Consider the following 11,025-nt stretch of genomic DNA (forward strand, 5'->3'; position numbering starts at 1 on the left):
TGGTTGGGAATTCGCTTTATCCGTAAACTTCGTGTTTTTATGAATGATTTTTTTGTGCCTCTCCGTCATTTACAAAAGAACAATCATCCTAAATAATTTTTAACGGCCTATTTGTTAAGTTTTTTACCGACAAATTAACATCAGAGCGATTCACAACAAACGTTGCATTGATTTATTCATTAAATTCCAGCTCTTTCGAGAGAGTTGGTTTTTTTAGCTCATACACATATTTTAACGAAGGTGAGCAAGAAACTAAAAATATTGACAACATTAGTGCTGATAAAATTTCCTTCATTTTTGGTTTATTTTAAATTATTAAAAGTTGCTACCTAAAGCATTATAGTATTGGATTGTTTCTTGAATAGATTCTATTTCTTTTGTAGTAATAAATCTGTAATCAACATATTGATTACCAATTAGTTTTATTTTTGCTGTCTGTGTATTACTAAGCGCCAGGAGTAATTCTCTGTAATTTCCACCAGATACATCAAACCATTCCGTAATTCCTGAGTCATTAACATCCCTTTCCATTTTATCAGGAGCGACATTAAAAGTTTTTCCATCTACAAAAAAAATAGCTTTTTTAATAAATAACCATTTGTTCTCATGGTATTGCAAAACAAATCTCATATTTGACTCTGAAAAATAGCAATATAATCCATCCGTATTCCTGTATTTCGGAGCACTTTTTGGGCTTATCCATGTGGTTCCGGTCAATTCATCTAGTTTGTAATTAAAATTTGGCTTTAATAACTTTATCGCAGTACTATCAATTTTAGGAATAGAGTCTACTTTTAAGGCAGATGAATCTACATCGATACTTGTAGTAGAAAATGGCTCTGAGTTTGATTGTTTACATGATGCTAATGATACAATTATCAGTGCTAAAATTTTCTTCATTATGCTTAATTTAGTTTTGTGAATTGATGCATTGTAACTTTGCTATAAAATCGGTTGCATATTTTTCAGTTATTTCTGTATCAACACGACTATCGCTAAAATCAAGTCTTATTTTTAATATTGGATTATCGATTAAAATTTTCACATCTTCTTTACTTAAAGTAACACCTATGAAACTTCTGCCACAATAAATACCTCCCTTGTATAGTAATTTTAGTTGGTCTCCATTTTTTAATATTAACTGAACTTGTGTCTTTTTTTCTATTACACAACCATCAGCTCCTCCATTAAAAATGCAATAAATAGATGATTCATTGTTTTTAATGTGGATGTTTTTATAAAGATTAAAACTCATTCCATATCCCTTAGTCAAAGCCCCAGTTGTCGAATAACTATCAATATTCTCAAAATCATCATGTTCGTAAGATAATTTACACTGATCACTTGAGGGTATCTTTTTAGATTGAGCATTAGTTAAAAAACTTAGTGCGATTGTAAAAGCTAATAAAATTTTCTTCATTTTTCTACTTTTCAAAATTTAATACTTTTTATTATTTATGAATTGAACAAAAAAAACGTCTAACAATTAAGTAGACGTTATAACCAAATTTTCCAAATTACTATTATCCTACAAGTATTGTGCAAATATCAGCAAGACACTCATATCTATAGACAACACAAAGACATTAAAACAACATAATAAGTCATAATTGATTTGTTTTGAAAAACTCTCTATCCCAATTTATTGAGCGGGTAAAGATTTTAAAAGGTATAACCAATTCTTATTAGCAGGTCCACAGCCGTATCCCAGTCGCCATAGTCAAAATAGTACCTCGGACCTATACCAATTCATAGTAAAAATTACTATTTGATATAGTTCTTTTTATTCCCCATTTTGGAATGATTGTAATTTGATTGGAAACTTGTGCATCTGGAACATTTGAAATAACAAACCAATCAGGGAGATAATGGATAACTAAAGCGACAAAATTAGCACTGTTGTTTTTAATAGTTTTTCCTTTATTGCCTCTTTTTTCAATGTTACAATACCATCTTGGGCTCTAAGCTTATTTCAGGTGTTAATGCATAAGTAGTTTCACAATCAGTACAGCCTCTAAACCCGACAATCATACCAAACTCGCTTCTTAAACTTATTTTATTTGATAAGCCTAATTCATTGTTTATCCAAAAAACTAAGACTCCTGTTTGACCTATAAATATAGATTTTTCTACGCCGTTATTTTGCGCAGTTGTTACGTGATGAGAAAAGCTAACATCACGATATAAAAAAATATTGTCGTTGTAATTGTATTTAATTAAAAATTAATCCTACTGAAAGATCAAAGCCTGTAATATTATATTTCTCATTTTTTTCGAATTCTTGTGTTTCAATTTCTTTCGTTTTTCTGAAAACATCAACAAAGAAGCACTTCCTTGGGTCTTTTTTTACAATCACACCTGCTCCTAATTTCGAAGCACTCCCATTGCCAGGAAAGGACTCTGATAATTTAATGTTTTTACCTGTCTGGATATTGGCAAATAAACTGTTCTCTTTGCTTCTACTAGAAAAAATACGAAAATCAATAATATATGATGGTATTGATAAAAAAGTTTTGTTGATGTTCCAATATACACTTACACCGGCAAAAAGAGAAAAGACTTCAAAAAACTTTACACTTTGTATAGTATTAAGATCAATTCCAAAACTTGCTCCTTTGTCATTTTCATATTTTGAAAAATGGTTGCCTTGATTACTTGTAATAGATATAGATGACATATTTGCATATTCAATTGTACGTCTTTTATCTTGTTTTTGCTCGTACAAATACAAAGAGAAACAAAAACAAAAGCATATACTAAGATTTCTTATTTCAATTTAATCGAGATTAACATTAAATTTACTGCCGTGCCAGCTAGTTCCTTTACGTGTAGTGCCAATGATTTTTACTCGAAAATTCTTGGCTGGACAAGAATGCTGCATCCAATATCCAGATTTATATTCCAACTATTAGAACTATCTCCTCCATTTATACAAAACTGAGCACCCCAATCAAAAGTTTTTTCCCTTACACCAAGATTTAATCCCGATATATTTAGTGATTTTTGAATAATCATTTTTCCATTTTGTGGAAATTTAGCCACGAAAGTCCTATTAGAAGGAGGTAGGGCCGAGCCTCCAAAAGCTCTCTGCAATTGTGATTTAGTTTCTGAATATAAACCATCATAAAACCATTCATTAGAATAAAAAAGATGCCCATTGCTGAGCATCTTTTTAAGAATGATTTTGAAAATACCCCATTATTATCATAACCATTTCAAATCTATGAAAGAAACAATAAAGTCGAACAAAAAACATTACGCAAGAATACACGTGTAATTGTAATAATGCTACACAATTAAAATTCAGTGTTTTACATCAATATTTTTGGTTTAATTGTGTATAAAAATGATCTTTCTTCGCGCTTTATAGCTTACTTTTTAAGCTTTATAATTTTGTATAAACAAAAAAGAGAGATTTTTACCGTTGTATGATAAAAATCTCTCTTTTAATCTATTTAATGTTTAGTTACTTTTTAAAAATCTCTTCAATCAGTTTTTCCTAAGTTTTTATAAAAACTTGCTGTTGATTAGTTAATTCTTGTTGCTTATCAATGATTTCTTGTTGTTGTTTCATCCTTTTTTGGTATCCATTTATTTTATAAACGACATATGCTGTACCAAAGCACACCGCGAGGATTAATACGGTTTTCATACTTCGGTTTTTTCTGGCTTTGTGTTTTCGGCCAATTCAACTAATCAATACCAATTCTTAATGCTCATAGACATTTCACTGTCTCCATGCGTAACGTTAATCCAACTTTCCTTTATATCAATTAAAACAGATTGTTCCAACAAACGAGTGGAATCATTCTTGAAAAGCTGTACTTTTTGAATGCTTGACTTCTGTAACATAATACTTGTGTTTTTGGGTTTGATTAATAATTGAGGCTAAATTTAAAACCCGGGCATGTAGATTTGTTTAATAGGCTATGTGTTTTTGTTAATTTGGATTATTGGTTGCTTTTATTCGGGCAATTTTTTCTTCTAATGCCTCAACTTTAAATTCCAGTCCTTCAATAATTTTATTTTTCATTTCAAGCTTTTCTTTTATTGCTTCTAATTCGGCAATTGCGGAATTTATTTAACGCAATTGATCAGGTATTTAAACGCCTGTGTGATTGAATTAGGAAAAGATATTTCCGAACTCCATAAAGAAAACTTAATAGATGGACGCCAGGGAATCCACGGTGTATTGATAATGAAAAAATCAAATAAAAATGAGCAGAGCAGGCAAAAAATACAGATTAATGATGCACTATCTCGACGGTCACGGATTAATGATCTCTATCGACAGGATCAGTAAACGGCAAATTACTTTAAATATAAAACAAAAAAAATGATAGCAAAAAAAATCCATGAAAAAGGTTTTCAGTTGGTAAACCTTGAACTTAAAGACATGCAAAAAATCGGCTCACCTAGTATGTGCGATTCGTGCACTAAACAAATGCAAAACGGCACTTTTATCTGTGTTTTAAATAAAATAATTTGTGAGACCTGTTTTCCGGAGTGGGAAAAAAGAGCCGTTACGATCAGGAAGTTGCTGTCGAAACCAGAAATACAGATCGACTATTGATCGAATTAAATAAAATGCTTTTAGTATTAAGGAAAAAGCCGGTTTTTCATCCTGAAAGATTAAAAGAGGCGACACCAGCAATTGAAGCGATGTTTAAAGAATTGCCAGACAGCTTTAAAAAAAGCAGAGGTGGAGGAATGTCATTTTTGAACATGTGTGTTGATAAAACAACATTTCTTAGACAAGTCTACATCAAGTAGCTGACCAACTTGTAATACCACACCACCCCTGCTGACACTCCAGGACCAGGAAACCGGGACATTGGTCGAGGTATCGGTAAAAGTTGCACTTCCTCCCGTTTTCACCGCTATTAAAGAAGCGGTAAAATCAGCTGCCGGAACAGCGGTAACCAGTATCGAATCCTTAATTATTTTGGTATGGCTGCCTTCGGCATTAGTTGCAGTAAGCTCAACACTGTACAGGCCGGCCTTAGTAAAAGTAAAATTTCGATTTTGTTTGTCCGGAGTCAATTTTACAACCTCATCCTTGCTGATTTTCCAGGACCACGAAGTCGGTATATTACCAGATAGGTCCGCAAACGAAACTGATTCCCCTGCTAAAACCTGTAGTATATCTTCACCTGCATGTTTGACATACAATTCACCAATAGTACTAACGGTATCTTCATATGCAGAAAGAATTCTAATACGGATATAACGGGCGGTAGTGGCTGAGAAAAGATCCTCTATGACAGCCTTGGTTTTATCCCAGGTACCTGATTTTACCAGCGTCCAGTTTACACCGTCAGCCGGAATCGTGAGTGAATAAGATGTTTTTTTCAATCAATTTATTGTTTTTTACTACTCACTATTAGAAAAAAATATCAGTGTAAATATTTAAAAATAAATAGGTTAAATAATAATTCACTTACACGCGTATTCTTACGTAACAACTTTTGTTATACTCTATTGTTAGTTTGATTAGCTTTGGAAATAGGTAATTTACTTTGAGCTGATATGGTTACAGACTCAGAGTATTTTGATAGATTTTGGCCAAAAGATGCTCAGCAATGGGCATCTTTTTTTTAAACAATCTTTTTCAACAACTTAAATCAAATAAAGAAAATTTTATTAATAGTTCTAGCATTAATACTATTAGCTGCTCGAGCGATGAAAGTGAAACTAAAAACACGAATTCAACTTTTGAAGAATTCGGTATAGCAGCGTAATTGCTGACACAATAACTAAACATGGAGCCATTCGAGGGATTTAAAAATCCCGTTAAATTTAAAATATACACGATTCAATAATGCTTCTATCAATAATCCGAAAAAAAACATATTTAAGCACCAGAGAAAAAACGCTTAAAACATCTGAGGGTCATTTGGATACGTACACTTATAAGAGCCATTTAGGTTCACTGGAGTCCTAGTGAACATGCTCTTTATCTTTTTGTTTATACATACAGAAGAAACAATCATTATGTTTTAAAATATGCAAATACCTCATAAAGGCACAATTTTATTTGTTACAAATCACCGCCCTAATTCTGAATTATCACATTTCCCCAACTTAAAATAGAATAAAAATGACAGACTCACAAATAGATATTTTTATAATGATAGGACTAATTATAGCAATTCCTCTTATGATACTTCTAGCAGTATTAATATTTCAAATCAATATAAAAGAATATAATGAAAATAAAAAAAATGAAGAAAATGAAGAAAATAAGTAAACTTCAAAAGGATTATTGGCTTATATGGCTGTAATCATGGTTAGTTGTGATAAAAACATCAATAGTGCTATACAAGCTAATAATCCGTTGGAAATACTTCTTAATTTTTGTTTCATAATTATATAAAAGTTTAATTAGTTAAAGGAGATAGGGATATATTTAAATACGAGAGAATTGTGCTAATAAAAAAAGATGCCACTCAAAGGCATCTTTTTAAAACTAAATCACAAACTGAATTTGAAAGCCATTTCTTATTCAATTCTACTATTTAAACATTTTTCAAATTTAACCATAAAACAACAAAACATAAGAAAAAACACAGCTCAACAATACACGTGTAAGTAAATTTTTAAATAACTTATTTATTTTAAATCATTTAGAAGTTGCTTTTAACTTATAATGAGTAGTAAAATCACTAATTATTCGATAAGTTAGATCTTATTCCACTATGATTTTATTTTATTTGCATCCATTTCTTACTGATTTATTTCGTAGATTATTTGATTTCTCTCTTATTAGGTATCAAAGTCCAAAATTTTCAAAAGCTCCCACGCATTGTTGTTTGTATTTAGTATATGACAATACTCAGGATTGAGGTTGATAAAATCTAAAATGATATTGGTTATATTTATTTTCATTGCTTTGCGGTCTTGTAGGTTTTCAATTAACTGGGTCGGTTCCATGATTTTATCAAAAGAATACCCATTGCGAATTAATTTGGCAATAAAAAGTTCTAAAATATCATTTTCATTATTGGGGGTTGATTTTGAAAGTTTTACGCTTTGGCAATAGTCTTGATTTTGATTTATAATTTTTCATAATTGTTTTTTTTAGTTGTTGAGTGCTTTGTTTTTGTCGTCTAATCTTTTGTACAATGGTAATGTCTGACGATTTAAGTTTATCATTTTTACATTTATCATTAATCGGTTACTATGGTCTTTTACTTCAAATTCTTTAAGTATAGCATCTAATTTTTTAAATTCTTCAATAAAACCCGAATCAGTGTAAAAATCGGTGTAGAGTTCCGATACCTGTCTGGAACAATTCCAGACCTGACATTTAAATTTATCATTGTTCTTTGTTACATATTTGGTAACATAAGAAGCAATTGATCTGATGTTATTTGAATTTAGTTCCCGAACATCAAAAGCCGAAGATGGTTTATAATTCTTGTCTCTTGCAAGAATGCCGTTTTTCTTTTGCAAATCAATCCAGTAATTCCACCACTTTTCTATTTTCCAATATTTGTTGGTAATCATATGAAAGTGTATATTTCCCTTAAACATGTCATTTTTTGTTTGCCTTTCGGCAACCCATAAATACTGAAAGTTTACACTTCTCTTTTTTACATTGTCGATAAACTTTCTTAAGATATTTACCGCCTGCTCGTCTGTTACTTTGTTTAAAAACGTAAGGGTTACAAAACTTAGTTTTTTGTGGCATCTTGCAAAACAGATTAGTTTCTTTCTGATTTTCTGTTTTGAGCGTTTGGATAAAAAGCGATGTTTGGTTTCTTTTGTTTTTTCAGCTTTTTCTGCTTTTAGTTTGTTTGTGGTGGTTGTTTCCTTTGAGGTGCTTGCTTTTGGCGTTTGCTTTTTGCGCTGAAGCGCCGAGCCTGTAAACTCCTCTTTTGGTATCCATTACGGCTAGTGGTTTCGTTTTTTTTGACAAATGACATACTTGCCTGTTATACCATCAAATTTTACGCTATCATCTATAACTTCATGTGCAAAATCATTTAGCAACTTTTTTTCGTTCAAATAGTACAGTCTTTGTCCCAAAATTCATTCTTATCTTTTTTCAATTCATTAATGGGAACAATTATAGTTTCTGCTTCATCTTCTGACTTGGTGATTTTAGCTTTGTTCCAGTTGTATTTTAAATTTTGCATTAATTCAATATTTTCGACTTTTCCTTCATAGTCATCAAATCTTTCTTTTGCCTGAGTAACTTTTTTCTCCTGACTCGCGAGCCTGGGAACTAGATGACGAATCGTTTTCACAGCTAAATCATTATATTATAGCCATACAAGCTAATAATCCTTTTGAAAACATACTTATTCTTTGTTTTATATTTATCATTTATTCATTATAAAGAAAGAATCATTAGCATAGTAACTCTATTTAACACAATGAAACTGTTTAATAAAAAAGATGCCCATTCAACGGGCATCTTTTAACCAAGAACAAACAAGATACTTGAATCGCAATTGTAGAAACGAATTCAAAGTAAATTACCTATTTCCCAAAACTAATCAAACTAACAATAGAGTATAACAAAAGTTGCTACGCAAGAATACGCGTGTAAGAAAATTATTATTTAACCTATTTATTTTTAAATATTTACACTGACACTTTTCTCCAATAATGAGTAGCTAAAAAAATAAATTAATTAAAAAAAACATCTTATTCACTCACGATCCTGTTGTTATCCGTTGTAATTCTTTCCTCATTTACATCCACGATCTCTATGGTCGATGACAATCCAAATTAGGTTATAGAAATCAGATATTCAAATCTGAATAGTAAGCACATAAAAGATCTTTCATTTCAGGATAATTTCCTGGACCACTTCATCGAGGACAATCATGGACAAGACAAACTACTACATGAATAAAATTTCTAGCTTCTTACATGTTCCTTTACTATTTAGGCAATGGTGTTGAGAATCGAGAATTTTGCATCATGGCTTTGATAATTACATATTCCGCTCTACACAATGCAAGTTATAGGTACAAAATTATCATATCACAGATATGGACTATTCTTGATCAAACCTTCATAGAAAAATTTCAGGTTTGGACCTTTGGCCGACGCTATCTTTTTGGTTTAACACACAAACCTTTAGCCCATACCACAAAGTTGTCGAACGCTACAACAGAGGCTAAACCTAATTTAAAAAAGAAATAAAAGCAAGCTAAGGAAAATTGGATATAGCCAGAGAAGTGCACATAACGACAAGTCTCATTCCTCTTGTCTTGATACCCTTAGGGACTTATAGCACTTCAACTGTCAGATTCTCCAATGCTAAAACTGCTTTCTTTTTTCCTTTTTCTTTTTAACATTTGAAAAAATGGAGGAGATTAAAATACATTCTCAAAAACTTTCAGAGCAATAGTTACAATTATAAAAACCAGTCATTCTATATAGCGCATTTTAAACTACAATGAGATAAAAGTAAAAGAAGGAAAAGCTGAATGTATCAGTGCTGCTAACTTTCCCATCGAACTCGACGGGCTTAATTTTACTTTAAAACTCAAACTCTTTGCAAAACTGGTTTAGCTTAACGTTTTCGTTAAGCGAAACGCTGTACACATTTCTTTGAATTTTGATCGTTCGGAAAACCATTCCAAAGAAAAGTTCAATGAAATTGCAAATGTTTACATGGAAAAAATCGGATTTTAAAAATAAACTTATCTGGTTTGGTTTATCAACATTATGACGCTGGACATACGCACGTTCATCTGATTACAGATAATATTCAGAGAGACGGAAAAAGGATTGACCTGCATCTACTAGAGATTAGAAATCAGAACCTGCAAGAAAAGAAATTGAAGAAACTTTTGGGCTTGTAAAAGCGGAAGGCAGAAAAACAAAAGAACAAATTCTTTTACAGTCAATTCCTGCCCATGCTGTACATTACGGAAAAACAGAGTCAAAAAAAGCAATCAATGGAGTTTTAAACAAAGTTTTATTTGAGCATAAATATTGACTCAATGCTCTTTTAAACTAGTACAATGTACATGCAGACAAAGGAAGTGAAGAATCCCAGATTTTTAAAAACAACGGGGCTACTTTATAAAATACTTGATAAAAATTTAAGAGCAGTTAGAGTACTGATTTAGGCAAGTGACTTTTACAGCAAACTGACTCTGAGATTTCTGGAACAGAGATTTTCAACTCACACAGTTACTGATCCACTACCCAAAATTTTCGCAATAATTTTAATGATGGTAGGCATAAAGAAAATGGACAAAGGAAGATAAAATATAAAAGTTGTGATAACAACAAATCCATCAATAAAAAAAGCCTCAAAACAGAGAAATACGAAATGCTGCCATGAAAGTCCTTTTCAGACGAACATATTTACCAATACAAACCCTTTGTCACAAAGACTTTCACATAAAAAACCCTCTAAAAGTACTACAGAATAGTTTAGTTTTTTAGAGAGCTGCTCACGTAGTCCAATTCTATCTTTAACGACTGTGGTTTGAACTACTAATATTTATCCAAACCAAACTGCAATAATTTTCTAATACATAATTTACCAACTTAACTCTACACTATAAGTATAAGCAGCACAGTTAGCACTATCAGGCACATGCAAAGTCACCCTGGCAGAACCCGCACCTCAGTTGTAATACCATCATATCCCAGACCACACCTGCTTTGGAGCCCGATCATGGACTATTTACACTTATGATCGTGGTGCCCGAGGGGTGATCCGAAAAATTGAAGTGAAATCTCAAATATTGAATGTAGTATTCTCAAAAAAGAAAATAGTCAATTCCTAAGGCATTGACTATTTTCTTCGATAAATTCCTGATTGCTGCTTTAGAAACAACCCGGTTAGCAAGACAGTGATGTAACTTAATTGGTCTTAAAACTCCATATCTGTCCCTTAGTCTGGCTTTCGTGGTTATCTTTCACTACAACCTGCCAAAAATACGCTGTATTGGGTTTCACGCTAACATCTGGTATCCTTGGCATGGCATTATCTGTAGCTATTTTTTCTGTTGGGGGATTTGTAGTGCCAAAATACACATCATAAACAAG

General features: G+C 31.7%; 13 protein-coding genes and 1 pseudogene. 4 read left to right on the plus strand and 10 right to left on the minus strand.

Going from position 1 to position 11,025, the window contains the following annotated elements:
• Positions 1 to 315: 315 nt before the first annotated feature.
• The 6 genes from AC6CH4_RS24945 to AC6CH4_RS24970 form a co-directional block, all read right to left on the minus strand.
• A complete protein-coding gene (locus AC6CH4_RS24945) occupies positions 316 to 900 on the minus strand; it encodes a hypothetical protein (RefSeq protein ID WP_498107867.1) in 585 nt (194 codons plus the stop codon).
• A gap of 10 nt (positions 901 to 910) precedes the next feature.
• Positions 911 to 1,420: a hypothetical protein gene (locus AC6CH4_RS24950; RefSeq protein ID WP_498107868.1), complete on the minus strand. Its 510-nt coding sequence runs from the start codon at positions 1,418 to 1,420 to the stop codon at positions 911 to 913.
• Between the two features lie 792 nt (positions 1,421 to 2,212).
• Positions 2,213 to 2,677, minus strand: coding sequence for a hypothetical protein (locus AC6CH4_RS24955; RefSeq protein ID WP_498107870.1), 465 nt, complete (start codon positions 2,675 to 2,677; stop codon positions 2,213 to 2,215).
• Positions 2,678 to 2,844: 167 nt separating this feature from the next.
• Positions 2,845 to 3,168 (minus strand): hypothetical protein, encoded by a 324-nt coding sequence (locus AC6CH4_RS24960; protein WP_498107872.1) that lies wholly within the window; start codon positions 3,166 to 3,168, stop codon positions 2,845 to 2,847.
• A 331-nt stretch (positions 3,169 to 3,499) separates the two neighbouring features.
• Positions 3,500 to 3,652 carry a hypothetical protein gene (locus AC6CH4_RS24965; RefSeq protein ID WP_498107874.1) on the minus strand — a complete coding sequence of 51 codons (153 nt, stop codon included), beginning with the start codon at positions 3,650 to 3,652 and terminating at the stop codon, positions 3,500 to 3,502.
• Between the two features lie 44 nt (positions 3,653 to 3,696).
• Positions 3,697 to 3,852 carry a hypothetical protein gene (locus AC6CH4_RS24970; protein ID WP_498107876.1) on the minus strand — a complete coding sequence of 52 codons (156 nt, stop codon included), beginning with the start codon at positions 3,850 to 3,852 and terminating at the stop codon, positions 3,697 to 3,699.
• A 654-nt stretch (positions 3,853 to 4,506) separates the two neighbouring features.
• Between AC6CH4_RS24970 and AC6CH4_RS24975 the strand changes: the two genes are divergently transcribed.
• Positions 4,507 to 4,773 (plus strand): hypothetical protein, encoded by a 267-nt coding sequence (locus tag AC6CH4_RS24975; RefSeq protein ID WP_498107878.1) that lies wholly within the window; start codon positions 4,507 to 4,509, stop codon positions 4,771 to 4,773.
• Here AC6CH4_RS24975 and AC6CH4_RS24980 read toward each other — a convergent pair.
• A complete protein-coding gene (locus AC6CH4_RS24980; RefSeq protein ID WP_498107880.1) occupies positions 4,714 to 5,355 on the minus strand; it encodes a PKD domain-containing protein in 642 nt (213 codons plus the stop codon). The two genes, AC6CH4_RS24975 and AC6CH4_RS24980, sit on opposite strands and share 60 nt — an antisense overlap.
• A 745-nt stretch (positions 5,356 to 6,100) precedes the next feature.
• On the opposite strand from AC6CH4_RS24980, the gene AC6CH4_RS24985 reads away from it, so the two are divergent.
• Positions 6,101 to 6,250 carry a hypothetical protein gene (locus AC6CH4_RS24985; protein ID WP_498107882.1) on the plus strand — a complete coding sequence of 50 codons (150 nt, stop codon included), beginning with the start codon at positions 6,101 to 6,103 and terminating at the stop codon, positions 6,248 to 6,250.
• An 830-nt stretch (positions 6,251 to 7,080) separates the two neighbouring features.
• Here the strand turns inward: AC6CH4_RS24985 and AC6CH4_RS24990 are convergent.
• Positions 7,081 to 7,887 carry a rolling circle replication-associated protein gene (locus AC6CH4_RS24990; protein WP_498107888.1) on the minus strand — a complete coding sequence of 269 codons (807 nt, stop codon included), beginning with the start codon at positions 7,885 to 7,887 and terminating at the stop codon, positions 7,081 to 7,083.
• Between the two features lie 119 nt (positions 7,888 to 8,006).
• A complete protein-coding gene (locus AC6CH4_RS24995) occupies positions 8,007 to 8,252 on the minus strand; it encodes a hypothetical protein (protein WP_498107884.1) in 246 nt (81 codons plus the stop codon).
• Between the two features lie 1,318 nt (positions 8,253 to 9,570).
• Between AC6CH4_RS24995 and AC6CH4_RS25000 the strand changes: the two genes are divergently transcribed.
• Both AC6CH4_RS25000 and AC6CH4_RS25005 read left to right on the plus strand, forming a co-directional pair.
• Positions 9,571 to 9,654, plus strand: a complete 84-nt coding sequence (locus AC6CH4_RS25000) for a hypothetical protein (protein ID WP_498107890.1) — start codon at positions 9,571 to 9,573, stop codon at positions 9,652 to 9,654.
• A 17-nt stretch (positions 9,655 to 9,671) separates the two neighbouring features.
• Complete coding sequence (locus tag AC6CH4_RS25005) at positions 9,672 to 9,824, plus strand: relaxase/mobilization nuclease domain-containing protein (protein ID WP_498107886.1); 153 nt, start codon at positions 9,672 to 9,674, stop codon at positions 9,822 to 9,824.
• 1,015 nt (positions 9,825 to 10,839) lie between these two features.
• Here the strand turns inward: AC6CH4_RS25005 and AC6CH4_RS25010 are convergent.
• Positions 10,840 to 11,025: pseudogene (locus AC6CH4_RS25010) on the minus strand (hypothetical protein); the annotation flags it as partial.

Source organism: Flavobacterium sp. GQ95 (genome assembly GCF_059758655.1).